This window comes from Halomonas sp. AOP27-A1-41 (genome assembly GCF_052378605.1).
GTDB lineage: Bacteria > Pseudomonadota > Gammaproteobacteria > Pseudomonadales > Halomonadaceae > Vreelandella > Vreelandella citrativorans.
Genome location: NZ_JBQSXT010000023.1, coordinates 23,249 through 47,256 on the forward strand (window position 1 = coordinate 23,249; position 24,008 = coordinate 47,256).

General features: G+C 53.6%; 24 protein-coding genes. 14 read left to right on the plus strand and 10 right to left on the minus strand.

Features of this window, described 5'->3' with window-relative positions; genetic code table 11:
* Genes ACT3TC_RS14035 through ACT3TC_RS14045 form a run of 3 tightly spaced genes read left to right on the plus strand, consistent with a single transcriptional unit; the run spans position 1 to position 2,603 of the window.
* Entirely contained in the window at positions 1–1,266 is a 1,266-nt protein-coding gene (locus ACT3TC_RS14035) for a cysteine desulfurase (protein ID WP_172118321.1), read from the plus strand.
* 26 nt (positions 1,267–1,292) lie between these two features.
* Positions 1,293–1,862 carry a putative Fe-S cluster assembly protein SufT gene (gene sufT, locus ACT3TC_RS14040; RefSeq protein ID WP_444640427.1) on the plus strand — a complete coding sequence of 190 codons (570 nt, stop codon included), beginning with the start codon at positions 1,293–1,295 and terminating at the stop codon, positions 1,860–1,862.
* Between the two features lie 18 nt (positions 1,863–1,880).
* Positions 1,881–2,603 carry a SanA/YdcF family protein gene (locus ACT3TC_RS14045; protein WP_193055125.1) on the plus strand — a complete coding sequence of 241 codons (723 nt, stop codon included), beginning with the start codon at positions 1,881–1,883 and terminating at the stop codon, positions 2,601–2,603.
* A 3-nt stretch (positions 2,604–2,606) separates the two neighbouring features.
* On the opposite strand, the gene ACT3TC_RS14050 is transcribed toward ACT3TC_RS14045, so the two are convergent.
* The 4 genes from ACT3TC_RS14050 to ACT3TC_RS14065 form a co-directional block, all read right to left on the minus strand.
* Positions 2,607–3,053, minus strand: a complete 447-nt coding sequence (locus ACT3TC_RS14050) for a hypothetical protein (protein ID WP_172118319.1) — start codon at positions 3,051–3,053, stop codon at positions 2,607–2,609.
* Positions 3,054–3,141: 88 nt separating this feature from the next.
* A complete protein-coding gene (gene rimK / locus ACT3TC_RS14055) occupies positions 3,142–4,050 on the minus strand; it encodes a 30S ribosomal protein S6--L-glutamate ligase (protein ID WP_087111618.1) in 909 nt (302 codons plus the stop codon).
* Between the two features lie 40 nt (positions 4,051–4,090).
* Positions 4,091–4,531: an ATP-dependent zinc protease family protein gene (locus ACT3TC_RS14060; protein WP_444622487.1), complete on the minus strand. Its 441-nt coding sequence runs from the start codon at positions 4,529–4,531 to the stop codon at positions 4,091–4,093.
* Between the two features lie 37 nt (positions 4,532–4,568).
* Positions 4,569–5,603: a DUF3549 family protein gene (locus tag ACT3TC_RS14065; protein WP_444640428.1), complete on the minus strand. Its 1,035-nt coding sequence runs from the start codon at positions 5,601–5,603 to the stop codon at positions 4,569–4,571.
* Positions 5,604–5,889: 286 nt separating this feature from the next.
* Between ACT3TC_RS14065 and ACT3TC_RS14070 the strand changes: the two genes are divergently transcribed.
* Entirely contained in the window at positions 5,890–6,222 is a 333-nt protein-coding gene (locus ACT3TC_RS14070) for a YqcC family protein (RefSeq protein ID WP_172118353.1), read from the plus strand.
* 168 nt (positions 6,223–6,390) lie between these two features.
* On the opposite strand, the gene putP is transcribed toward ACT3TC_RS14070, so the two are convergent.
* From putP to ACT3TC_RS14095, 5 genes are all read right to left on the minus strand, one after another.
* Positions 6,391–7,881: a sodium/proline symporter PutP gene (gene putP, locus ACT3TC_RS14075; protein WP_193055123.1), complete on the minus strand. Its 1,491-nt coding sequence runs from the start codon at positions 7,879–7,881 to the stop codon at positions 6,391–6,393.
* Positions 7,882–8,190: 309 nt separating this feature from the next.
* Positions 8,191–11,382, minus strand: coding sequence for a bifunctional proline dehydrogenase/L-glutamate gamma-semialdehyde dehydrogenase PutA (gene putA / locus ACT3TC_RS14080; RefSeq protein WP_444640429.1), 3,192 nt, complete (start codon positions 11,380–11,382; stop codon positions 8,191–8,193).
* 149 nt (positions 11,383–11,531) lie between these two features.
* Positions 11,532–12,365, minus strand: coding sequence for a helix-turn-helix domain-containing protein (locus ACT3TC_RS14085; protein ID WP_444640430.1), 834 nt, complete (start codon positions 12,363–12,365; stop codon positions 11,532–11,534).
* A 31-nt stretch (positions 12,366–12,396) separates the two neighbouring features.
* Positions 12,397–12,756 carry a hypothetical protein gene (locus tag ACT3TC_RS14090; protein WP_172118313.1) on the minus strand — a complete coding sequence of 120 codons (360 nt, stop codon included), beginning with the start codon at positions 12,754–12,756 and terminating at the stop codon, positions 12,397–12,399.
* 241 nt (positions 12,757–12,997) lie between these two features.
* Positions 12,998–13,405, minus strand: coding sequence for a CBS domain-containing protein (locus ACT3TC_RS14095; RefSeq protein WP_172118312.1), 408 nt, complete (start codon positions 13,403–13,405; stop codon positions 12,998–13,000).
* Positions 13,406–13,623: 218 nt separating this feature from the next.
* Between ACT3TC_RS14095 and ACT3TC_RS14100 the strand changes: the two genes are divergently transcribed.
* From ACT3TC_RS14100 to ACT3TC_RS14135, 8 genes are all read left to right on the plus strand, one after another.
* Positions 13,624–14,208, plus strand: a complete 585-nt coding sequence (locus ACT3TC_RS14100; RefSeq protein WP_444640431.1) for a YqaE/Pmp3 family membrane protein — start codon at positions 13,624–13,626, stop codon at positions 14,206–14,208.
* A gap of 89 nt (positions 14,209–14,297) precedes the next feature.
* The gene (locus ACT3TC_RS14105) at positions 14,298–15,167 is read left to right on the plus strand and encodes a carboxylate/amino acid/amine transporter (protein ID WP_444640432.1); all 870 of its coding nucleotides are present in this window, start codon (positions 14,298–14,300) and stop codon (positions 15,165–15,167) included.
* 85 nt (positions 15,168–15,252) lie between these two features.
* Positions 15,253–16,185 (plus strand): NAD(+) kinase, encoded by a 933-nt coding sequence (locus ACT3TC_RS14110; RefSeq protein WP_172118309.1) that lies wholly within the window; start codon positions 15,253–15,255, stop codon positions 16,183–16,185.
* A 2-nt stretch (positions 16,186–16,187) separates the two neighbouring features.
* Entirely contained in the window at positions 16,188–17,174 is a 987-nt protein-coding gene (locus ACT3TC_RS14115; RefSeq protein WP_444640433.1) for a metallophosphoesterase, read from the plus strand.
* A 233-nt stretch (positions 17,175–17,407) separates the two neighbouring features.
* Positions 17,408–18,259: a rhomboid family intramembrane serine protease gene (locus ACT3TC_RS14120; protein WP_172118307.1), complete on the plus strand. Its 852-nt coding sequence runs from the start codon at positions 17,408–17,410 to the stop codon at positions 18,257–18,259.
* Between the two features lie 10 nt (positions 18,260–18,269).
* Positions 18,270–18,554: a YeaC family protein gene (locus tag ACT3TC_RS14125; RefSeq protein WP_087111591.1), complete on the plus strand. Its 285-nt coding sequence runs from the start codon at positions 18,270–18,272 to the stop codon at positions 18,552–18,554.
* Positions 18,538–19,383 (plus strand): DUF2797 domain-containing protein, encoded by an 846-nt coding sequence (locus ACT3TC_RS14130; protein ID WP_253927050.1) that lies wholly within the window; start codon positions 18,538–18,540, stop codon positions 19,381–19,383. The genes ACT3TC_RS14125 and ACT3TC_RS14130 overlap by 17 nt, the downstream gene beginning before the upstream one ends.
* A gap of 83 nt (positions 19,384–19,466) precedes the next feature.
* A complete protein-coding gene (locus tag ACT3TC_RS14135) occupies positions 19,467–19,892 on the plus strand; it encodes a CopD family protein (RefSeq protein ID WP_172118306.1) in 426 nt (141 codons plus the stop codon).
* A gap of 21 nt (positions 19,893–19,913) precedes the next feature.
* Here ACT3TC_RS14135 and ACT3TC_RS14140 read toward each other — a convergent pair whose 3' ends face one another.
* Entirely contained in the window at positions 19,914–20,375 is a 462-nt protein-coding gene (locus ACT3TC_RS14140; RefSeq protein WP_193055116.1) for a DUF2231 domain-containing protein, read from the minus strand.
* A 35-nt stretch (positions 20,376–20,410) separates the two neighbouring features.
* Here ACT3TC_RS14140 and coxB point away from each other — a divergent pair, with 35 nt between their 5' ends.
* Positions 20,411–21,481, plus strand: coding sequence for a cytochrome c oxidase subunit II (gene coxB, locus ACT3TC_RS14145; protein WP_172118304.1), 1,071 nt, complete (start codon positions 20,411–20,413; stop codon positions 21,479–21,481).
* A complete protein-coding gene (gene ctaD, locus ACT3TC_RS14150; RefSeq protein ID WP_444640434.1) occupies positions 21,478–24,006 on the plus strand; it encodes a cytochrome c oxidase subunit I in 2,529 nt (842 codons plus the stop codon). Before coxB ends, ctaD begins: the two co-directional genes overlap by 4 nt.
* The last annotated feature ends 2 nt before the right edge of the window (positions 24,007–24,008 follow it).

A 24,008-nucleotide genomic window follows, 5' to 3' on the forward strand; every position in this document is an offset into this window, starting at 1 on the left:
ATGTCGTCTACGGTACTTGAGAAAGCGACAGCGAATGGCCAGGCACCTTTTGACGTTCTGGCACTACGCAATGACTTCCCGATCCTTCGTCGGGAAGTGCATGGTAAGCCGCTGGTCTATTTGGATAACGCTGCCACCAGCCAGACGCCTCAGCAGGTAATAGACGTGTTTAGCGATTACTACTCGCGCTATAACGCGAATATTCACCGTGGCCTGCATACGCTGGCCGATGAGGCGACGGTGGCGTATGAAAACACACGCCAGCGTGTTAAAGCGTTTCTCAATGCTGAAGAGGCGCGCCAGATTATCTTCACGCGTGGCACGTCGGAAGCCATTAATCTGGTGGCTCAATCATGGGGTCGTACCCACCTGGCAGCAGGTGATGAAGTATTGATCTCACTGCTTGAGCATCACTCCAATATTGTACCGTGGCAGCTATTGGCGGCTGAGCGTGGTTTTACCATTAAAGTGATTCCGGTGGATGAAGCGGGGGCACTGGATATGGCGGCTTACCGTGCGCTGTTAAGCGAGCGCACTAAATTGGTCGCCGTGAACCATGTGTCTAACGCACTGGGAACCATTAATCCGGTAAAAGAGATGGCGGCACTTGCCCACCAGCATGGTGCGGTCATTCTAATTGACGGCGCGCAGGCGGCACCTCATCAGGAAGTGGATGTACAAGCGATTGATGCCGATTTTTACGCCTTCTCTGGCCACAAGGTTTACGGGCCAACAGGCGTCGGCGTACTTTACGGTAAGCAGGCACTGCTTGAATCCATGCCGCCCTGGCAAGGCGGTGGTGAGATGATCAAGACGGTCTCCTTTGACGTTGGCACTACCTTTGCAGATATTCCGCATAAGTTTGAGGCAGGCACCCCCGCCATTGCTGAAGTCATTGCCTTGGGCCGCGCACTTGAGTGGGTCGAAGGTGTTGGCGTCGCGGCGATTGGAGAGTGGGAAGGGGTGTTGCTTGAACATGCCACTCAAGGCGTAAAGCGCATTGATGGATTGCGGATTGTGGGAACCGCGCCGCACAAGGCCGGGGTGCTATCGTTTGTCGTTGACGGTGCACACTCCCAGGATATTGGTCTGTTGATCGATCAGTTAGGCGTCGCCATACGTACCGGTAATCACTGTGCGCAGCCGCTGCTTCAACACTTTGGCGTGGATGCTACGTGCCGAGCATCGTTTGCGGCGTATAATACCCTCGAAGAAGTGGAGGTGTTTATTGCCGCTCTCAATCGCGTTATTGGCATGGTGCGTTAAGGCAATCTATGAGTAACGAGAAAGCTATGGACATCGAGCAAATCGCGAGCCTTGAGCGGGGCCAGAAATTGCCACTTCAGCGTGACGTGGAAGCTATTGCGATTCCCTTTGGGAAAACGGATATCCTGGCGGAAGATAGCGTTGTTAGCGTGATGCAAGCCAAGGGCAGCTCGGTCAGTGTTGGCTTTGAAGGGCGCCTCTATCTCATAGAGGGGCGCAATTTAGATGCCTTGGGGCTTGAGGCGTTACCGCGCCCGACACTGCACGAAAATGCCAGCGAGGAAGAAATAGAGCAGTTTGTATGGGGCCAACTACGGACCTGCTTTGATCCGGAAATCCCGGTTAATATCGTGGATCTCGGGCTGGTGTATGGGTGCCGTATTGAGCGGCTGATTACGGGCGAACAGGTCGTGACGATCCGCATGACGCTGACCGCTCCTGGCTGTGGGATGGGGGATGTCATTGCGGCAGATGCACGTAATAAAATTCTCGGAGCGCCCCAGATTAGCAAGGTCCATACCGAGATTGTGTTCAGCCCTTCCTGGAACCGTGACATGATGAGCGACGAGGCGAAACTTGAGCTTGGCATGTTCTAAGCGCCTCAGGATAGCCGGATGCACAGCGTCTTGCTAAGGTGGATCAAACGCCTGCTAATGTCGCTAGGAGCTTTATTGCTGCTGGCGGCATTGCTATTTGTAGGCGGTAATTTATGGGTAGTAGGTAGCACGGCACGCTACATCGAAAGCCAAGTGCTTGAGTGTCGCCCTGCGGATGTAGGGATTGTATTTGGCACCTCCCACTGGACTCGCAGTGGTCTACGTAACCCGCATTTTCATGCCCGCATGCGTACGTCAGCCCTGCTTGCCAATGAGCAGCGCGTGTCTCATTTGTTGCTGTCGGGGGATAATCGTACCCAAGCATATAACGAGCCGCGTGCCATGTGGCGTGATTTGCATCGACGAGGCGTACCTGCCGAGCAGCTCACCATGGATTTTGCGGGGTTTAGTACCTACGATACGCTGGCGCGAGCCCGCGACGTTTTTCAGCTTGAGCAGGCGCTTTTGGTGACCCAAAGCTGGCATTTGCCGCGCGCGATATTTATTGGTCGCGCACTTGGGTTGGATGTAACGGGATGCGTTGCAGAAGAGAACCCTGCAGCCGATGAGTGGCGTTTGAGAGCGCGCGAATGGTTGGCGCGAGTTGCGACGCTGGGCGATATCTATATATGGAATCGGCAGCCTTACTTTCTGGGCCCACCCGAACCCATTGAGCTTCAAAACGTCGTGCCATTCACTGCGCCGACGCTTGATAGGCTGGAACCAGAACAAGTTTTATAGAGCTTAGCGCTTTGCTTTACGTTTTTGCAGCGTATAAAGCTCGCGAATAAGCTTACGGCACCCCTGCATGCACTCATCCACCACCGGCTCAATGGGGTCGGGTAGGGGATGGGTAAACAGGGTAGATAGTGCCTGCATCAAAACTCGCTCTTGCTCTAACAGCTCGTTGATTAATACCTGGCTATCGTTGCCCACAAAGCTTTTTAGACGGCTCCATAGCCATAAAAAATCATCGCGTTCAACGTCAGCATCTCGCGGCAGCATCTTTAAATGTGCCCGTGCAAGTTCCTGGAGAGAGCGCATCTGCTTTAAGCGCGCTGTATAGTGCGGCTTCAGCGCATCACGCAGCGAGGGGCGCAGGCGTTCGATATTGTCCTGGAAATAATCAATGCTGTCGGCCAGCGCTTCTAACACACTGTCCATCGCCACTTGGCGATTGTCGAGAAACATGAGCGTCTACCTCCTTCGGTGACGCAGATTGTGGGGGGGGCAGCAAATATTTGCCACCCCTCATACGGATTATTTTTGGTTTTTTCCCTTAACCTTTAGGCTTGGGCGGCGCTTTACGATTTGGAGAGGCATTTTTTTCAATATGTTCAATGATCAAGCCTGCAATATCTTTACCGGTTGAGTTCTCAATACCCTGAAGGCCTGGTGAGGAATTGACTTCCATAATGACCGGCCCGTGGTTAGAGCGTAAAAGATCGACCCCCGCAACGCGTAGGCCCATGGCTTTGGCTGCCCGAATGGCCGTTGAGCGCTCTTCCGGCGTAATCCGAATAACACTGGCCGTGCCGCCCCGGTGTAAATTAGAACGGAACTCGCCTTCTGCTGCCTGACGCTTCATGGAAGCGACGACTTTATCACCAATAACAAAGCAGCGTATATCCGCGCCGCGAGCTTCCTTGATGTACTCCTGAACCATGATGTTGGCCTTCATGCCCATGAACGCTTGAATCACCGATTCAGCGGCCTGGTTGGTTTCAGCCAATACAACGCCGATGCCTTGCGTGCCTTCCAGCAGTTTGATGACCAGTGGGGCGCCTTTAACCATGGTAATCAGGTCCGGAATATCATCCGGCGAATGGGCAAAGCCGGTAATCGGCAGCCCAAGTCCCTTGCGCGAAAGCAACTGGAGCGAGCGCAGCTTGTCACGGGAACGAGTAATGGCAACGGAGTCATTAATAACGTAGGTGCCCATCATTTCAAACTGACGCAGTACCGCACAGCCATAGAACGTTACTGAGGCGCCAATGCGCGGAATGACAGCATCGAACGGCTCAATTTCCTGCCCCTTGTAGTGAATAGAAGGGTGGTGAGATGCAATACTCATGTAGCAGCGCAACGTATCAACAACGCGGGCCGAGTGCCCACGCTGCTCAGCAGCCTCGATGAGGCGACGTGTCGAGTACAAATTGCGATTACGTGACAGTAGTGCGATATGCATTCAGGACTCCGGGCCAAATAAAGGGCTAATCGTCATTAATTTAAGGCTCGCCATGTAAAAATGCAGCGCCCGGGGCCACTAGCAGGCGGCGCATGGCGCGGCGCCCTAATAGCATGGCGTGACGCATATTGCTGCGATCTGTCAATGTCAATTCAACAGGAAAGCTCAGTTGACCCATTTCCATCATCGTACGAACAACATATCGCCATTCACTATGCCCATTTGAGCTGGTCACCCGGCGTCTATCATGCAGATGCATTTTTAGGCGATGGGCGGGCGTTTCTGGCCCACCGCTATGGGTGATAAAGCTAATCCATAGCTGCCCATGCTCATCTTCATGTGTTTCAATTTCCTCGGCATGCAGTGCTGATGTACGTGCCCCGGTATCTGCCTTACAGCATAGGTGAAGCCCCAGCTCAGGCAACGTCACCATCTCGCGGCGGCCAATAACCGCTTTAGCCTGGTAGGGTAGTTCCTTCACGGCTGACTCCTTGAAATTCGTTAATAGCGCTGCCCATTTAACGGCTAGCCGCTGATGTCATGGCCGCCATACGTCGCTGTATGGCCGAACCGTTAGGGGCATCTCGTAACGCTACCATTATTGGTAGCCGTAAACGCGGTATTAAAGCAAGGTCGCGCACGACCGCAGAAAAGTTGGTCCGTTCATCCTCCGCCAAGCGGCTCAGGAAAAGCGGTAAACGATGCGCGTCTTCCAGTAAGAGCCAACCGCGACCAGCCATCGCAGCCAGTACATCGGGTCCACACGCATGAGCGTCTTCCAGCAAGCTTGTATACCAGTCGCCTACGCTTGGTTGGCATGTGCTACCCACCGCACGAATACAGGCGCAGAGCGTTTCAACATCGCCTTCACTCGCCGCTTTTTCACCTATTTCACGTAGCGCCAATACTATCGACGCCGCTAGAGGCTGATGCTCTAAACAGTAGCAGAGTGAGTGCACAACGCTAGTGGGTAGCGTGGCGAGCCGGGGGGCCAGGGTGTTGGCTTGGGAATCATCCATGCGTGCCGTGAAATCGGCGATTCCTTGAAGCCCCAGTGCTTGCCAGTCAATGGTTTGCTGGCCGGTCAGGTAGGCTTCAACAGGCTCGAAATGTTGGCTGGCGGGCAGTTCACGCTCTTGCGTTGCGAAGGCGTTGAGCACTGCCTGGAAGGTTACGTTAGGCGTAAAGGCGAGCGGATTATCCGTCATTAAATGATCCACGTCTTTAGCGTTCTGGCCTACGTATGCAACATTTTTCCCCAGGGTTTCCATCAGGCGATTTAAAAATCCATCGCGCTGAGCGGGGGAGAGCAGCCCCTGCTCGTCAAGAGGAAGCGCTAAAAACCATATCGCCGGTTCGGGCATGTCGCCTAGCCGAAATATGGCCGCGAAGCGTGCCTGACCTTGCCAGGGCTCGGGCCAGGCACATTGGCCACGCTCAAAGCGACTCAGTGTCTCACGCGAGCAGGCACTCACGCGTCGGCCCATATAATAGAGCGAAACCTCGGCGCCACTACGTGTAAAAAAATCATCAATGGTCTGAATCGGTTGCATGATGTCCTTCCGCTTTGCAAGTCTGCACTCTACCTTGACCGCTGCACAGTGTCAGCCGTAACGGTCGATAAATTGGTGCTTTTTTATACGGATGATCAAAAAATGAACAACTTCCTGCAAGCCTCTTGAGAGTAGCGTTAGCGAGACCTTTCCATAGTTTATCCACAGCCTCTTGCAGGTTTTCTGTGAATCGGTGAATAACCCAAGTTGGCGGGGGATAAAGTGGTAACTCGTGAACAGAGTTGGGATAATGGGCATTAACCAAACTGATTTGACCAAGGTGTATATGAGCGTCCATCAACAGCTTCAAACCGCGCTTCTTGAGCTTGAAGCCGCCATGAAGGCCGCCAATTTATGGCGCGTCCCCACGCCGGATGTAACGGCGTTCGCAAGCCAGGAACCCTTCTGTATTGATACGATGTCGCTGCCCCAATGGGTGCGTTTTGTATTCGTGGCGCGGCTGAATGCGCTCGCCGAAGCGAAAGCGCCAATGCCTGCGAAATGCGAGGTAGCCCCGGCAATGGCCGCCTATCTTATTCAGGAAAAAGTACGCCCCAGCGACCAATGGTTGGTCGTGCGTGCTTTTGAGAAAGTCGACCAGCTGGTTACCGAGAATTAATTGGTAGTACGTCGCCTTGTATGCGTTGCGTCAGAATCCTTTGGTGACGCATCCAAAAGCGATGACCGACGGCGGTGACCGATCAGTTGCGCGTTTGTTAGTACCGTTGTGCAATACGAAAAGGCCACCTCGCGGTGGCCCTAGTAACGCTCTATTGATCTACTGCGGTTAAGACTCAATACGCTGATATTCACCGGCATCAGCGGTCATGCTACTTACCACCATAATGGCGATGAAAGAAGCGATGAAGCCGGGGATGATTTCATAGATGCCGGGGCCACCCATAAACTCGCCGTTCCAACCCAGGGCGATCCAGATAATAACGGTGAGAGCACCTACCACCATGCCTGCAATGGCACCCGCGCCGTTGGTGCGTGGCCACATGAGTGACAGAATGATTAAGGGACCGAAAGCGGCACCAAAACCTGCCCACGCGTTACTCACCAGGCCAAGTACCTGTGACTCTGGATCAGAGGCGATAATGGCGGCTATCAGGCCTACCAGCACGACACAAATCCGGCCAACGGTAACGGTCTGCTTTTCCGATGCTTGTTTGTTCAGGAACAGCCGGTAGATATCCTCAGTCAGTGATGAAGACGCCACCAGAAGCTGGCTGGAAATAGTACTCATCACTGCCGCCAGAAGGGCCGCAAAAAGGAAGCCGGTCACCAGCGGATGGAATAAAAGCTCTGCCAGGATAATAAAGATAGTTTCGGGATCCTGAATTTCCAGGCCATTACGAATAGCGTAAGCCCGGCCAAAAATACCGAGCGAGATGGCGCCAATCAGGGAAATAGCCATCCAACCCATACCAATATTACGGGCGGTAGGCACATCTTTCAGATGCCGGATAGCCATAAAGCGCACGATAATATGCGGCTGACCGAAATAACCCAGCCCCCAGGTCACCGCCGAGAGCCAGCCAATAAAGGTCAAGCCCTCTGTCCACGACAGTAGCGTTGGATCGACTTCATTAAGGGTCTGGGTTGCTTGGCTGAAGCCCCCACCGCCTTCGCCGAACAGCACCACTGCGGGCATGATAATTAGCGCCAGCATCATAATGCAGCCTTGTACAAAGTCCGTCAGGCTCACGGCCAAAAAGCCGCCCACTACGGTGTAGACAAGTACCACGCCCAGCGTGATGATGATGCCGGTTGCGTAATCGCTTAGGCCACCAACATTCACCAAGCCAGAAAACGCACTTTCGAATAGCTTACCGCCAGCCACCAAGCCTGACGCGGTGTAGACCGCGAAGAAGATGACGATGACTATCGCCGAGACCGTTTTCAGCGACATTGCCCGGGTCGGGAATCGGTTAGCCAAAAAGGCGGGGATGGTGATTGCATTGCCATAGTGAACGGTCTGTTCACGCAGGCGGGGTGCAACCAGAAGCCAGTTGAAGAAGGCCCCGACGAACAGACCGATGCCGATCCAGGCAGAGCCCAGGCCCGATACAAACATCGCGCCAGGTAAACCCAGCAGCAGCCAGCCACTCATGTCTGAGGCACCCGCTGAAAGAGCGGCTACTTTAGGACTTAAGGTACGGCCGCCTAGCACGTAATCTTCAGAGGTGGATGTCGATGTGCGCATCGCATAAAGCCCGATGCCGATCATCAGCGCAAAGTAAGCAAAAAGGCTGATCCAAACGCCAATAGCCATGAAATTCTCCCGTTTATCAAGTCGGATAGCACCGACCGGTGAGTGCGCTTACCGAGCCATGCTTGGTAATAGCACAGACTTATTGTTGTTAACCCTATTTCTTGTTAACCCAGCCTTTTGTTCACGCTGTAACCTGCAAACATTTGGCGAAGGTACCGTCAAAAAGAGGTTTCAAGCGTTTATTTGCCATATTCCCTGTGCCTAATGCCCCCCTTCTGTGGAGGGGGCATGTAAAGGCCGTTACGCTTTTATTTTCAACCATGAGAGATCCTTTTTGAGGAGTTCAGGTTTTCCATTTAGATGAGCTATTTACTCATCGCCTAGCGCCAGCAAGGACGCATTCCCGCCTAAAGCGGCCGTATTGTTAGTAATTGTCTTTTCAGTGATAAAACGCTGCAGGTAATTCGGCCCGCCTGCTTTAGGGCCTGTACCTGAAAGCCCTTGTCCACCAAAGGGTTGAACGCCTACTACGGCCCCAATGATATTACGATTAATGTACACATTGCCCGCACGAATTTTCTGTGCAATGCCCGCAGCAAAGGATTCATTACGGCTATGGACACCAAACGTTAGCCCGTAACCCCGGCTATTGATATCGCTGATCACCTGGTCAAGCTCGCTGGCCTTATAGCGCACAATGTGCAGTACAGGGCCGAATTGTTCGCGGGTTAACGCATTGATACTGTCGATAGTAAAGGCCACGGGGGCCACGAAGGTACCGTTTTCGGTGTGCTCGGCTGACATGGGCGTTTCGGCGACCAGGCGATCTTCCCCTTTAAGTTTTTCGATATGCTCAAGCAGGCCCTTGCGCGCCTCCTCGTCGATCACCGGGCCAACGTCAGTACCCAAATCGCGCGGATCACCGATACGCAGCTCGTTCATTGCGCCTTTTAAAATCGTGATGACGCGGTCGGCAACGTCGTCTTGCAGGTAAAGAACTCGCAATGCCGAGCAGCGTTGACCAGCGCTTTGGAACGCAGACTGGATAACATCCACCACGACCTGCTCGGGAAGCGCGGTAGAGTCGACGATCATGGCGTTCATGCCGCCGGTTTCAGCAATCAGCGTGGGCAGCGGCGCATTTTCACGCGCAGCCAAGGCACGGTTGATGATCTGCGCCGTGTCGGTGCCGCCGGTAAATACCACGCCAGTAATGCGTGGGTCAGAGGTCAGCACGCTGCCCACGGTCGGGCCATCGCCTGGCAGCAACTGAACCACATCGCGTGGCAAGCCCGCTTCATAAAGCAGCTCGATCACCCGGTGGGCGACAATTGACGTTTGCTCGGCAGGCTTGGCCAGCACGGTATTGCCCGCAACCGCCGCCGCAACAATCTGCCCGCAGAAAATCGCCACCGGGAAGTTCCACGGACTGATCGCGGCAAACACGCCTTTACCGCCCATGATTAGCTGGTTGGATTCACCGGTCGGGCCAGGCAACTCAATCGGCTCGCCGAAGGAGTCTTCCGCGCGCATGGCGTAATAGCGGCAGAAATCGACGGCTTCTTTGATCTCGTCCACACCGTCTGTTAAGAGCTTGCCGCCTTCGCGTGAGCAAAGGGTCATAAGCTCCGGCATGTGCTCTTCCATCAGGTCAGCCAAACGGCGCAGCACGGCAGCGCGTTCGGTAACCGGCGTGGTTTCCCAGCGCGGGAAGGCATCCCAGGCAGCGTCAAGCGCCTTGGTGGCCTGTTCTTTAGTTGTCCACTGAACGCTGCCTACGCTTTGACGGCGATCAAAGGGGCAGGTCACGTTGTGGGTATTGGCAGCATCGTCCGCCACATCGAACGCCAGCAGCGGTTTGACCGGGTACTGCTTATCCATAAAAACGGCCATCTTATCCATTAACGGATAGAAGTGGCTGCGGATATTCAGGTTGACGCCTCGCGAGTTGCGCCGCTTGGACCCATAAATATCCTTGGGTAGCGGAATCTGCGTATTGGCTAAGGATGTCTGCTTACGCAGAGCCTCTATGGGGTGCTGGCAAAGCCATTCCACCGGTACTTCGGGGTCGACCAATTGGTGAACAAACGACGAATTCGCGCCGTTTTCCAGCAAGCGGCGAACCAGATAGGGTAGCAGGTCTTTGTGCGCGCCGACTGGCGCGTAGATGCGGCAGTACGTACCTTGGGGAGCGCGCTTCAGGGCAGCTTCATAAAGGGCTTCGCCCATGCCGTGCAAACGCTGGAACTCAAACGGACGACTATCGTGATTGGCTAATTCAAGAATAGTCGTAACCGTATGCGCGTTATGGGTCGCAAACTGGGGGAAAATGCGCCCGAGGGTGTCGTTTGACAGCAGGAACTGAGCACAGGCCAGGTAGGCAACATCCGTGCACGCCTTGCGGGTATAGACGGGATAGCCGTCGACACCCAGCTGTTGAGACTCCTTGATTTCGCTATCCCAGTAAGCGCCTTTCACTAAACGCAGCGGAATTTCATCACCTTGCTCATCCGCTAAGCGGTTAATGTAGTGCAGGACCGGCAGGGCGCGCTTGGAGTACGCCTGCACGACCAGTCCAAAGTGTCCCCAGCCTTTGACCGCATCGCTTGAGTAAACGTCGCGGAAAACTTCCAACGAAAGCTCCAGACGGTCAACTTCTTCGGCATCAATGGTGACTGCCACATCCAGCTCGCGAGCTTTGGTGACCAGCTTGATAAGTGTATCAACCAGCTCTGCCAGCACCTGTTCGCGACGACCAAACTCATAGCGGGGATGCAGCGCTGAGAGTTTGATCGATACCGAAGGCTTGGGCGTTTTATCACTTAAGTGCTGGGACGTTTTACCCACCTGCTCTATGGCGCGGGCGTAGTCGTCAAAGTAGCGTTTGGCATCATCGTGGGTGCGTGCGGCTTCACCCAGCATGTCGTAGGAGTAGGTGTAACCTTTATTGAATAGCGGCTTGGAGCGTTTTAACGCTTCGTTAATATCACGGCCCAATACGAACTGCTTGCCCATGATTTTCATCGCTTCAACCATCGCGCGACGAATCACAGGCTCACCCATACGATTAACCATGCGGTTAATAAACGTCGCAGGCTGGCCATCTTTAGGGTGATCAAGCTTCAGGACACGGCCGGTCATTAACAGGCCCCATGTGGAGGCGTTTACCATCCACGACTCACTTTTGCCGGCATAAGATTGCCAGTCAGCGGGGCCAAGCTTATCTTCAATCAGCGCATCAGCGGTGGCTTTGTCGGGAATACGCAGCATCGCTTCAGCCAGACACATCAGCATTAGCCCTTCGTGGGTATCCAGGCTGTACTGCTGTAGGAGCTCATCAATGGTGTCTACCGCCGTGTCCATCTCACGAACATCGTGGATGAGCGCTGCGGTATTGGCTTCAATGCGGGAAAAATCGTCGCGATCCGTATCCAGCCACGTGATTAATTCGCTGACGTAGGTTTCTTCGTCCACAAGGTAGTGGTCGCTCACCTGAGCCATCAGCGTATCAAGGTCCGTTTGCCAAGTGGCAGAGTCACGCATGTTTTTAGCGTTGAGCATTGAGGCCCCCGTAAATTTACATAAAACGAGTAGGTGGTAGGGCATTTCGCCCAAGCTGCGCTCGAATGTAGAGTGGTCTGTGTTTCCGTGTATGTCGTTTTCTCGGTAAAACGTGTCAATTTCGCGGCAAGCAGGGCTACTTTGCGACCTTAGTAGTGTGTGCTTGATGCTGCCAGTGGTTTTTTGAGCATAGTGGAGGATGCTGTCGTTAGCGAAACCGGTGCCTCTTGGCGTAGAGCACGGGGCGATATGCCGTAGCTGCGCCGAAACGCATGAGAGAGTGCGCTCTGGTTGGAAAATCCTGTTTGAATGGCAATGTCGGTTAACGGCAACCGACTTTGCAAAATCAGCTGCCGAGCCGCGTGAAGTCGTCGGCGCTTAACGTATTGCCAGGGCGAAAGTCCTGTCTGATTACGGAAGCACTCTGAAAAGTGGGCTTCACTCAGGCAGGCAAGCCTGGCCAAGTCAGCAACGCGCAGCTCATCGGCCAAGTGGCGGTTAATAAAGCGGTCGATAAGAGAGACATCAATTCTGCGCAGAGAAGCCGATGGGGTATGCCCAAGGCGCGCTTTGAGCGAGCCCAGTAGCGTGGCGGCCAAGCGGTCTTGCTGAAACGAGATAGGAGAGGTATCAAACCCTTGGGCAAGCTCGCTTTCCATAAACGCCAGGTAGTGGCGTAAAGGGTTATCTAACGCAAAAAAGCGCGGCACATCAAACAGGGCGACCAACTCGCGGTGTTCACCTGTCAGGGCGGGCGCATTTTCTGGCAGATCAATAATCAACTGCCGGTTATGCCCATGGCCTGAGTAGTAGTGCTCGTGATTGGCAGGCACGATACAGCCTGAGAACGCATTTACACGCCCGCCGAGCCCCTCAATTTCAAACTCCGAGGAACCACACAACGTAATCACAATTTGGTGAAAGTCATGTGCGTGATGATGGGTTGCGCTCGCCAGCGGTATTTTGCGAATAGTACTGGGCATCAGGTTGTCTCCTCGGCGCTTTCAACCGCATCTACGTTTGACGCAAGGCGGTATGAGCCGCCAGATGATCTCGTAATACTTGTAGCTCCGCTTGCCCTTCCTGATTTAATAGCGGTTTGCCTTGGGCGATTTGCCAGCGTCGCCCATGCAGCTCCATTAAACGCGACGCTCTGCGTCGAATGCCGTCCAGATAGTCATTATGACGTATTGGATAGCCGATAATCGTATCCCACTCGGCTTCGCTCACTTGGCTATCCAGGGCCTTGTCAAACAGTGCCAGCAAATCCTTTGGCTCGGTACGGTAGCGCGGCGTACCTACCGTCATCAGGGCTAATAAAACAGCACCTATCACCAGCAGGCAGACGCCGAGTACCAGTAGGTACAGTGCCATGCATCCACTCCTGTGCTCTTTCATGAATTGAATGCTTAAGTATACGCGCGACCTCTTAAAGACAAAAATTTTAAACGATGGCGAACTTTTTCGGCGCAAGGTGTCTGAAGTAGTACGACAACGTAGCGATAGCAGTCGCTAATAGTGTTGTCCTAGCTATTGTTTCTCGATCCCTTGCTTCCGCTGCCTTTTGGGCAGCGGTTTTTTTATGCGCCACTGTTTTTTCATACGTACATCGTTATCAATGGCGGCGAATGGTTAGCAAGGCCATAAGAATATCGCGCCGGGTCACGATGCCGACGAGTCGCTGTTGTTCAACCACCGGGTAAACCTTGGGTTTGTCTCCGAGCATTTCCTGGGCAAGGTCTGTGATGCTTTTGTTGGGTGTGGTGGTAAGCACCTCTTCGCGCATCAGCTCACCCACCAGTGGGGACTCATGGTCATGGTATAAGCAGTCAAGCACACGGCCTAGCACATCTTTCTCAGAAATATAGCCGATTAATCGATCTGCCATATCGACTACCGGCACACCAGGCAGGCGATGAAGTGCCAGCCCCTGTGACAGCGTGGTAATTGAGGTAGATGGCGAAACGCGGTAACAATCCTTGGACATGATATCGCGGACAATATGCGGGCTTGGGTGTTTCATCTTGGCACTCCTTACGCACACTTTCATTTACCTTACTTGTGTGTGCAGCATTTGGCGAAGGCATCGTGGCTAAGTGCAACGTTTATGATGTTATTCGATAATAGGGTGAGTAACGTTTTAAACGTATTTACTCACTGTAGATGATTTAGGCGTAGTTGATGTAGGTGGACGCCACGCCTATTCAACGCTTTGCTGAACGTGACTCAAAGGAGCTTTACATGGATGCACGCGAATACCTGAACCGCAAAGGCGTCGGTGTCGAGCGGGAATCTGACCGCCCCAATACCCTTGAGGAAAAATCCTGGGAGCGAGCCCGCGGGGCAGGGGAGCAGCGGCCCAAGTCGGGTACCCCTCATGATTGGGAGGATTGGGAGCGCTATCACGACGAGCTGGCGAAAGATGCCAGCGAACTAGAGCAAAAAATTGATAAGCAGGCACATCGAAAAGAGACACTTGAGGCAACGCCTGCCGAGCAGGCGCACGAGGCGGTAGAGCACTTTACGCCTCCTAAGCCATCGTCAGCGCCCCATCCGCATGTCGCCAACCCCGATGCGCAAGTTGTAAGGCCTGGCATCACGCTTAGCGAGCCTCACTCAAGTGCTGATCAACCTTCGGCCAGGCGTGCGGATAGCGAGCCAGGCGCACTCAAGGCAGCCTATCTCGCCTTGGCTGTTTTGCTCCCGCCGTTAGCTCTGGGGCTCACCGGCGCGGGAGGCACGCGCCTGCTTATTGGCATTGTGTTAACGCTGCTGGGTTGGCTGCCTGGGGTTATCTATGCACTTGTGTGGCTCCAGCGTCGTTAACTTATTTCTTGGCTGTTGGTTTACCTGTTGGCAGGCCCTAAGAAATCCGTATAATTTGCGTAAACTCTTTCTAAGAAACGAGGTTTACGGTGGGCTATCTAATTAGCGTGACAGCGCTTTGGGCGTTTTCCTTTTCTTTAATCGGGGTTTATCTAGCGGGGCAGGTCGATAGTTATTTCGCGGTGCTTGTGCGGGTAACCCTAGCGATGCTGGTTTTTTTACCCTTTTTGCGCCCCAGCCTGCTACGCGGCAAACAGCGTATTACGCTGATGGCGCTTGGCGCCATTCAACTTGGGGTGATGTACACCTTTCTTTATCAGTCGTTTCTACTGCTTTCAGTGCCAGAAGTGCTGCTCTTCACCATCTTTACGCCGGTGTATATCGCTTTACTGGATGATCTGATGTTTGGCCGTTTCACGCCTATCTACTTACTTACCGCACTATTGGCCGTTGTGGGGGCTGCTGTCATTCGCTATGACGGGATCGACAGCGGCTTCTGGCTCGGTTTTTTTGTGGTCCAGGGGGCCAATCTCTGCTTTGCGCTAGGCCAGGTCGGGTATCGCCGCTTGGCCGCAGACTTGCCGGCTGACCTTGCGTGGCATAACGTTTTTGGATGGTTTTTCATTGGCGCCATGGTCGTTGCACTACCGGCTTATTTACTGTTCGGCAATAGTGCGGCGTTACCCAGCACACCGCTGCAGTGGGGAGTGCTTGCCTGGCTTGGTCTGGCCGCCTCTGGTGTGGGGTATTTTGCCTGGAACCAAGGCGCTACCCGCGTCGATGCCGGTACTTTGGCGATCATGAATAATGCACTCATCCCGGTCGGGTTATTGGTTAATCTTGTCATCTGGAGCCGTGAGGCCGATATCGTTCGACTACTGCTGGGCGCACTGATCATGGCGGCCTCGCTCTGGTTGAATCACTGGTTACTCCAGCGACGTAAGGTAGCGACAGCCTAAGGGTTTCTCTTGATTTGGTTAGGCGTATTTGCCCCATACTCCCGGTATCCCCATAATGTCAGGCTGATGCTAGCGAGAGCCGCCCATGCCTAACACGTCACCACCCACTTCAGCGCCGCTAACCGGCCAAGGAAGCTCACGGCCCTTTAAAACGATTGGCTTAATTGGGCGCTTGGGCAGCGAGAAAGTCATCGACTCGTTGCAGCGGCTCATTAGCTACCTGGTCGAGCATGATTACAGCGTTTTGATTGAAGACCGTACGGCAACGGCGCTTCCCCAGCACGGGCAGCCGGAAGCCAGCCGCCGTATGCTGGGCGAGCTTTGCGACCTTGTTATTGTGATCGGCGGGGACGGTAGCCTGTTAGGCGCCGCCCGCACATTGTGCCGCAGTGGGACACTGATGTTAGGCGTTAACCGTGGCCGCTTAGGGTTTCTTACCGATATCTCGCCTGACGAGCTGGAAAGCCGAGTGGGCGAAGTATTGGCGGGCGAATTTGAAATTGAGCAGCGTTTTTTGCTGGAAGCGGTGCTTTATCGTAATGGCGTTGCGGTCGGCAATGGTGATGCATTAAATGAAGTCGTCGTGCATCCGGGTAAAGCCGTCCGCATGATTGAATTTGAACTGTTTATTGATGGTCAGTTTGTTTACAGCCAGCGCAGCGATGGCTTGATTATCGCAACGCCTACCGGCTCTACCGCGTATGCACTTTCCGGCGGTGGCCCCATCATGCATCCCAAGCTTGATGTCGTGACGCTGGTGCCCATGTTTCCGCATACGCTTTCCAGCCGACCGATTGTGATTGATGCCGCCAGTGAGATTCGAATTCATATTGGTGAAACCAACCAGACCTACCCACACATTAGCTGCGATGGACAAACCCGGGCGGTTGCTAAGCCGGATGATGTACTGGTGATAAAGCGCAAAGCCGAACGTGTGCAGCTTGTGCACCCTATCGGACATAACTTCTATGATGTGCTGCGCAGTAAATTGGGTTGGAGCCACCGGTTAGGGGATTAAGCATGACAGGCTACGACCTGATTGGTGATGTTCACGGCTGCGGTGCCACGCTAGTCACCTTGTTAGAAATGCTGGGTTACCGCGAACAGCGTGGCGTTTATCGCCATCCGCAGCGTAAAGTTATCTTTTTGGGTGACCTGATTGACCGTGGCCCACGTATTCGCCTCGCCGTCACCGTTGCGCGACGCATGGTCGAGGAGGGCGAAGCCTATATTGTGATGGGCAATCACGAACATAATGCACTCGCCTATATGCACCCGGCGCCACCCGGTAGCCATAAGCGTTGGCTGCGTGAGCATACGCCGCGCCATAATCGCATCATGGAAGACACATTGGCGCAGTATCAGGATTACACCAATGAGTGGGATGACACGCTCGCCTGGTTTAAAACACTGCCGCTTTTTTTAGAAATCGATGGTATTCGCGTGGTACATGCCTGTTGGGACGATAGGTTGATCGAGCAGTTAAAACAGCGCCTGCCTGATGGCCGTATGGATACGCGATTTTTGATCGAATCTACTGATCCTGGCACGCAAGCCTATCGCATCATTGACCGCTTAACCCGTGGGGCCAACATTCCCTTGCCTGGCGGTATCGCGATTCATTCAGGCGATGGCTATACACGGCAAAGCTTTCGAGCGCATTTTTGGACCGCTAATCCAACCCGTTGGGGGGATGTGGTTTTTCAACCCGACCACTTGCCTGGCGACCTGGAAACACGCCTATTAACCGAAAACGAGCGCCAGCGTTTGAGTTACTATGGGCCGGAGCAGCCGCCTCTGTTTATAGGCCATTACTGGTGTGAAGGTATTCCTGCGTTACCTGCTCCCAATATTGCGTGTTTGGATTATAGTGCTGTCAAGTATGGTCGTTTGGTCGCCTATCGATGGGACGGCGAAACACCGCTGAATGCAGATAATTTCGTTTGGGTAGAAGTGATTAAAGAAGAGTGTTCCCAAGCCAATTTATATGGAAACGATTTTTATTAACCTATGTTGTCTTAATATACAAGGCTTTACATTTTTTTTATAAAACTGCTGAACTAACTGTGCGGTCGGCCATCAGAGTAGGTGTTCCCTTGAATGATCCCTTGCTTTATCCGGCGGCCCCCTCCGCCGGTTTTTTTTGGCCATGATTTTTTGCTTATGGTATTTGTCTTCATGCAGCAATAGTCGATGAAGGGGTTGGTTTTCAAAGGCGAGGGCCTCAATAGGGAGAGTTTATGCACCCCGTAATGCACTTACCAAGTGATGCTGATACGCAGGAACTGCGTAAAGCACTTTGGCACTATCGAATTGGGCATCGCATTACAGAAGAAGCCGAGGGCCCTCTGCTTTGGATAGCCGACCCACGTCAGCACGCAGAGCTTAAAAGCCTGGTAGCGCGCTGGGAGCGTGGCGAAGCACTTATTGTTGATCAGCCCGCCAATCGCCGCTACGCATCCGGCAATATACTAACCACCTTGCGCCATGTTCCTGTTACCGCTATCGCGATGGCTATTAGTCTTGTGATATTTGCGTTAACGGGGGTGTTGGGTGATAGCGTCGTGATGGCGTTAACCATCGTGCCGATAGAAATTTCGGGCAATCAGTTTGTATATCGCAGCTTAACCGATGGGCTAATAAACGGGCAGGTATGGCGGCTGCTTTCACCGGCATTCCTGCACTTTGGCTGGATGCACTTGATCTTCAACCTTATGTGGTTATGGTACTTTGGGCGCCAGGTGGAGGTGCTACAAGGCAGCCGTACCATGCTGCTTCTGCTTTTAGTTGCGGGTATCGGCGCTAATCTTGCGCAATATTTTACCGGAACCGTGCTGTTTGGCGGTATGTCGGGCGTGGTTTATGCCCTGCTAGGGCATGTTTGGGTGATGTCGCGACGTGCGCCACAACGTGGTTTTTTCGTTCCTCAAATGCTGGTTGTGTTTATGTTGGGGTGGATGGTGTTCACCATGACCGATATGGCCAGTTGGGTAGGTTTTGGCAATGTCGCTAACGAAGCACATTTAGGTGGGCTCCTCGTCGGGCTTATTACTGGCGTGTATTATTCGTCTCGCCGTTTGAAAACAGATTAAGAGATTCGTAATGAGCGATATGACGTTCGATAAAATGATCAACCAAATGACACCTGCGATTTATGAAAGCCTTAAGCAAGCGGTGTCGCTGCGTAAGTGGCCCGACGGTCGCTTTCTTACCGCTGAGCAAACAGAGCTGTGTCTGGAAGCGGTGATGCGCTTTGAGGCTGAAAATAACGTGCCTGAAGAGAAACGCGTGGGTTATCTGGAGCAGCGTACCTGTGGAGCGGCGTCTTCTGGCGCAGGCGTTACGCCAGAAATGGCAGGTTTGGGACGGGATGCAACGCGTGGTTGAACAGGCAGTGCAAGGGTGTTTACGCAAGATGTCGGTCGTATTGCCTGACCGGCCGGGTGACCAGGTGAGTTACCATTTGCGTGCTGGGGATCAGCACATCCCCCTCAATTCGCGCGTAGGCAAGCCGATATCGCTTCATTGGAGCGGCGCTATTGCTTGTACTCACTGTGGTCGAGCGACTAAAAAAAGCTTTGCTCAAGGGCATTGTTATCCGTGCTTCAAGCGCTTGGCGCAGTGCGATACCTGCATCATGAAGCCTGAGACGTGCCACTTTTTTCAAGGCACATGCCGCGAGCCTGAGTGGGGCGAAACGCATTGTTTCCAACCGCATATCGTGTATTTGGCGAACTCATCGGGCTTAAAAGTTGGCATCACCCGTAAAACACAGATGCCGACTCGTTGGATGGACCAGGGCGCTATCCAGGCGCTTCCCATACTTGAGGTCGACACGCGTCAGCAATCAGGGTTCGTCGAGATGCTTTTCAAAGAGCAGGTAAGCGACCGAACCAATTGGCGGGCTATGCTGAAAGGGGAGGTGGAGACGCTTGATTTAATTGCCGAACGTGATCGCCTGTTGGAAACGCTTGATGGCGGTTTGAATCAGCTGCGCGACCAGCATGGCAATGACGCAATTCGTGAGCTGGATGAAACGCCCTACACGTTTGATTACCCGGTGGAGACGTTTCCACGCAAAGTGACTTCCCATAATTTTGACAAACAACCCTTGGTCGAAGGCGTGTTACAAGGCATTAAAGGACAGTATCTCATTCTTGATAGTGGAGTGATTAATCTTCGTAAATTCACGGGTTACGAAATCACCCTAAGGTAAATCGGCTAGCCAGAGTGGCGAGCGTTGACTAAGGTGAGTGGAGTGTTCTTTCACTAAGCCTAACGCAATGCAAGGAAGCCTCAATGCCTTGGCTAAAACTTCTTCATATAGCCTCGCTTGTTGTCTGGTGCGGCTCGCTGCTGTATCTGCCTGCGTTACTCAGCTATACGCTGCAACTTCGTAAAGACGCAGGCTTTGCGCAGGGCTCTCCTCCCATGCCACGGTTTTTTTATATTTCTGTGGCAACACCGGCAGCGCTAATTGCCATATTTTCCGGCACGCTTCTCTTTATCTTGCATGGTTTGGTGGGCGGCTGGCTGGTGCTCAAGTTAGGCGCTGTTGTTGCCATGGTGGCTGCCCACGGCGCCTATGGATGGCTAATTTTACGTCTGGAAATGGGGATTTATAAAGGCGTAAAAACGGCGTTAATACTCGCGTTTTTGGTGGCCCTGGCGGGCATTCTTTGCGTGCTTGGGCTGGTATTAGCCAAGCCGCTGGATTGGAGCTAGCCCGCCATGACTACTATCGCATCACTCTTCAACTTCGACACCGACGGCGTGTTCATACACGAGTTGGCCGCCCAGCCAGCCAGCCAACGCTACCAGTCCGGCGGTTACCACAGAAACCGCAATGCCCCAAGGCAGCACCAACTCCGGTTCGCTAAACCGGATCAGCCAGTTAAGCGAAGCAAGCGAGAGCATGACAACAGCGACAATAGCGTGGCTCCAGCCGGTAATGAGACGGCGAATTTGGCCTACGCTCACCAGGTCAATGATGCCTGCAATACTCGCCAGCCAGCCCCCAAGCGCCCCTATACCCGCCAGCCACAAACCTACGCGCAGCCAGAAAGGATCGTCGGTATACCAGTATCCCAAATCGCAGGCTACCAGGGCCATCAGTGCAGCCACGGGAAAGTGAACCATCAGCGGATGCAGCGGGTGGCCAGAAATAGAAGCGCGACTTTTGATATTACGCCTATTGGAGTTTGCCATTATCACTTCCTGTGGGCAGAAAAAAGGAATAAACAATGAGGGAACGTTACTTATATCACGTCGCCTTGCTGTGTATTCAACGTGCTGTACCGCAGTGGGTCAACCGGTGCATGCTCACCCTGCTGGGCACTCTGACGTTAGGTCTTACAGGCTGCGCGGGTGATAGGTCTATTCTAGACCCCGCTGGGCAAGCTGCACGCGATGTGGTCCTAATCTGGTGGATAATGCTGACATTTGCCACGGTGGTGCTGATTGGCGTGGTGGCGTTATGGCTTTATACCTTCAAACGTAAGTACCAGGAACGTACGCCTCAAGAGGAGCGTAAAATTGCTCGCCGCTGGATTATTGGTGGGGGCATTTTACTGCCTGTTTTGAGCGTTACAGCGTTACTTATTTTTGGGGTGCCGACTGGCAAGCGAATGTTGCCGCTACCGTTGGGCCAGCCCCCTGAAGTGATTGAGGTGATCGGCCATCAATGGTGGTGGGAAGTTCGCTACCCGGGAGCAGAAGGCGGAGAAGTCGTCACCGCGAACCAGCTCATCATGCCTGCGGGGGAACCTGTAGATTTTCACGTTACCTCCGCTGATGTTATTCACTCCTTTTGGGTGCCCAGGCTAGGTGGCAAGATCGATATGTTACCCGGGCGCACCAATGTTATTCGTCTTGAGGCTGATGCGCCGGGCGTCTTTGGTGGTCAGTGCGCGGAGTTTTGCGGTGCTCAGCATGCGAATATGGAGTTTTACGTTGAAGCTGTAGAACGTGAAGCGTATGACGCGTGGCTCGCTGAACGGCAGGAAGAGCGCTTGGCCGAACGGGCACTTGCAAATGATGACTTTGCCCAAGCGCGGGATGAGTTTGCATCTACCTGTGCCAGCTGCCATAGCGTTGCTGGGCTCTCTGCCTCCACTATTGGGCCTGATCTTTCTGATATTGGTGCGCGCTATACCCTGGGCGCGGGCACGCTCCCCATGGAGGAGGGCGCCATTCACTACTGGTTGGAAAATCACCAAACGCTTAAGCCGAGTAACAAAATGCCATCTCATAACCATATGGATACTGCCACCTTGGAGTCCCTGGGTGCTTGGCTGGAGACCTTGACCCCATGACAACGATTGATCGCGACGCAACTGGCCCTGAAGATCTTCAAAAGTTACACAATGACCTTGCAGAGGTATGGGCAAATCCTCCTGGTTTAAAAGCGTTAACCATTGTTAACCACACCACGCTTGGCCTTCGATTTATGGTCACCGGGATGGCCTTCTTTCTGTTTGGCGGCATTTTGGCGATGCTGATTCGCACGCAGATTGCGACACCCGATCAAGGCTTTTTAACGCCCGAAATCTATAGTCAAGTCACCACCATGCACGGCACGGTGATGATGTTTTTGTTCGCCATTCCCATTTTGGAAGGCTTGGCGATCTATATGATCCCCAAGATGATTGGCGCGCGTGACCTGGTGTGCCCGCGGTTAACCGCGCTGGGCTACTGGTGTTATCTGTTTGGCGGCATCATTCTTTCTTTCAGCATGGTGCTGGAAATGGCGCCGGACAGCGGCTGGTTTATGTACACGCCGCTTAGCAGTAGCGAGTATTCGCCAGGCCTCGGTTCCGATTTCTGGCTGTTGGGGATCACCTTCGTTGAGATTTCGGCGCTTTCAGCCGGGGTAGAGTTGGTGGTTTCCATTCTACGAACCCGTACTCAAGGGATGGCGCTGCACAAGATGCCGCTGTTTGCGTGGTACATTTTGGCCATGGCGCTGATGATTGTGGTGGGGTTTCCGCCCCTTATTCTGGGCAGTATCTTGCTGGAGCTTGAGCGTGCTGTAGGCATGCCATTTTTCGACATCGCAGGCGGCGGCGACCCGGTACTCTGGCAGCACCTGTTCTGGCTATTTGGCCACCCAGAGGTTTACATCATCTTTCTGCCGGCTGCTGGTATTGTCTCAACGCTGATTCCCGTCTTCGCCGGTCGGCCTATCGTAGGCTACGGCTGGGTTGTATTCGCCATTACCGTGATGGGATTTATTAGCTTTGGGCTATGGGTCCACCACATGTTTACGGTGGGCATCCCCCAACTGGCTCAGGCATTTTTCTCAGCTGCCAGTATGCTGGTGGCGATACCTACCGGTATTCAAATCTTTGCCTGGTTGGCCACACTGTGGCTTGGTAAACCCAAAATGAAGCTCCCGATGCTATGGATCGTCGGATTTTTGGTCATTTTTGTGTGCGGTGGTTTAACCGGCGTTATGTTGGCGCTAGTGCCCTTTAACTGGCAGGTGCATGACACGCACTTTGTCGTGGCGCATATGCACTATGTACTGGTAGGCGGCATGCTTTTCCCGTTAATGGCCGGGCTTTACTACTGGTTGCCGCTTTTTTCAGGGCGGATGCCCTCTGAAACGATTGGCAAGTGGGGCTTCTGGCTGGTGTTTATTGGCTTCAATGCCACCTTTTTGGTTATGCACTGGACAGGTCTTTTGGGAATGCCCCGGCGGGTTTATACCTATGACACGGGATTGGGCTGGGATATTTTTAACTTGTTGTCTTCCATCGGCGGGTTTGTGATGTCGGCAGGGGTCGCCATGGTGCTGATTGATATCGCGCTGCACTTTCGCTACGGCAAACCCGCCAAAACCAATCCATGGAATGCGGATACACTGGAGTGGGCCAATAAACTGCCACCGACTCCCTATAACTTTGTCAGCTTGCCTCCTATTGAAACACGCCACCCGCTTTGGGAGCATCCTGAGTTGCCGCAGGAGATGGAAGAAGGCAAATACGGCCTGGCCTCAGCAGACCACGGCCGCCGCGAGATGTGGGGCACCGACCCGCTAACCGGTAAAGTGCGTGAAGTTATTCATGTGCCCAGTAACTCCTGGTGGCCGCTTTTTGCTGCTATGGCGCTGGCGATAGTGTGTATCAGCCTGTTATTGCGCTGGTACCCGTTGGCCGGTTTGGGGGCAGTGGTGGCGGTCGTTTTCCTGCTGCGCTGGTCGTGGGAGAACGGGGCCCATCCTAAAGCGGCACCTAACGCTAATGTTACGCCTGGCGACCCACCGCTGCACTCCCGAACCATGGATGGCCCCGGCGTTTGGGCCATGACAACCGCAATGATCGCCAATGGATCTTTTTTCCTGTCTTATCTATTTGGCTGGTTCTATCTATGGACGATATCGCCTGAATGGCGGATGCCCGAGACATCGCCGCTTTCCTTAATAGCGCTTGTCATCGCGGGTGGCGCATTACTGGGTGGTGCGGCGTTAATGGAGAAGAGCGTACGAGGACTGCGTAAGCAACAAGAGCGTGGCTTGGCATTTAACTTTTACGGCGCCGCGCTATTGGGCGGCGTTCAGTTTGCGCTGATTTTATGGGTAATGGTGCGCGCTAACCTGGCGGTTACTGAAACGTCGCATGATGCAATTCTGATGGTAGGCCTCTACTACGCGCTGCTGCATAGCGCCTTGGGGGCGGTACTTTCCCTGCTCCAGGGCTTACGTGTTGGTTATCGCTATGTGGGATTGCATGCGCCGTTTGAACCGGTAGTCGTCGCTTATTTCTGGCGCTATAACGTGGTGGTGTTCTGGATATTGGTTATTGCGCTGGCCGTGTTACCGCGCGTGATTGGAGGCTAAGC

Excerpts from the sequence above, each read along its gene's own strand:
- ctaD (WP_444640434.1), top strand. The coding sequence starts at position 21,478 with ATGACAACGATTGATCGCGACGCAACTGGCCCTGAAGATCTTCAAAAG.
- rimK (WP_087111618.1), bottom strand. The coding sequence starts at position 4,050 with ATGCATATCGCACTACTGTCACGTAATCGCAATTTGTACTCGACACGT.
- ACT3TC_RS14045 (WP_193055125.1), top strand. The coding sequence starts at position 1,881 with ATGCACAGCGTCTTGCTAAGGTGGATCAAACGCCTGCTAATGTCGCTA.
- ACT3TC_RS14100 (WP_444640431.1), top strand. The coding sequence starts at position 13,624 with ATGGATGCACGCGAATACCTGAACCGCAAAGGCGTCGGTGTCGAGCGG.
- ACT3TC_RS14125 (WP_087111591.1), top strand. The coding sequence starts at position 18,270 with ATGAGCGATATGACGTTCGATAAAATGATCAACCAAATGACACCTGCG.
- ACT3TC_RS14120 (WP_172118307.1), top strand. The coding sequence starts at position 17,408 with ATGCACCCCGTAATGCACTTACCAAGTGATGCTGATACGCAGGAACTG.
- sufT (WP_444640427.1), top strand. The coding sequence starts at position 1,293 with ATGGACATCGAGCAAATCGCGAGCCTTGAGCGGGGCCAGAAATTGCCA.
- ACT3TC_RS14140 (WP_193055116.1), bottom strand. The coding sequence starts at position 20,375 with ATGGCAAACTCCAATAGGCGTAATATCAAAAGTCGCGCTTCTATTTCT.
- ACT3TC_RS14070 (WP_172118353.1), top strand. The coding sequence starts at position 5,890 with ATGAGCGTCCATCAACAGCTTCAAACCGCGCTTCTTGAGCTTGAAGCC.
- ACT3TC_RS14065 (WP_444640428.1), bottom strand. The coding sequence starts at position 5,603 with ATGCAACCGATTCAGACCATTGATGATTTTTTTACACGTAGTGGCGCC.
- ACT3TC_RS14135 (WP_172118306.1), top strand. The coding sequence starts at position 19,467 with ATGCCTTGGCTAAAACTTCTTCATATAGCCTCGCTTGTTGTCTGGTGC.
- ACT3TC_RS14090 (WP_172118313.1), bottom strand. The coding sequence starts at position 12,756 with ATGGCACTGTACCTACTGGTACTCGGCGTCTGCCTGCTGGTGATAGGT.
- ACT3TC_RS14110 (WP_172118309.1), top strand. The coding sequence starts at position 15,253 with ATGCCTAACACGTCACCACCCACTTCAGCGCCGCTAACCGGCCAAGGA.
- ACT3TC_RS14085 (WP_444640430.1), bottom strand. The coding sequence starts at position 12,365 with ATGCCCAGTACTATTCGCAAAATACCGCTGGCGAGCGCAACCCATCAT.
- ACT3TC_RS14050 (WP_172118319.1), bottom strand. The coding sequence starts at position 3,053 with ATGTTTCTCGACAATCGCCAAGTGGCGATGGACAGTGTGTTAGAAGCG.
- coxB (WP_172118304.1), top strand. The coding sequence starts at position 20,411 with ATGAGGGAACGTTACTTATATCACGTCGCCTTGCTGTGTATTCAACGT.
- putA (WP_444640429.1), bottom strand. The coding sequence starts at position 11,382 with ATGCTCAACGCTAAAAACATGCGTGACTCTGCCACTTGGCAAACGGAC.
- ACT3TC_RS14095 (WP_172118312.1), bottom strand. The coding sequence starts at position 13,405 with ATGAAACACCCAAGCCCGCATATTGTCCGCGATATCATGTCCAAGGAT.
- ACT3TC_RS14130 (WP_253927050.1), top strand. The coding sequence starts at position 18,538 with ATGCAACGCGTGGTTGAACAGGCAGTGCAAGGGTGTTTACGCAAGATG.
- ACT3TC_RS14035 (WP_172118321.1), top strand. The coding sequence starts at position 1 with ATGTCGTCTACGGTACTTGAGAAAGCGACAGCGAATGGCCAGGCACCT.
- ACT3TC_RS14115 (WP_444640433.1), top strand. The coding sequence starts at position 16,188 with ATGACAGGCTACGACCTGATTGGTGATGTTCACGGCTGCGGTGCCACG.
- putP (WP_193055123.1), bottom strand. The coding sequence starts at position 7,881 with ATGGCTATTGGCGTTTGGATCAGCCTTTTTGCTTACTTTGCGCTGATG.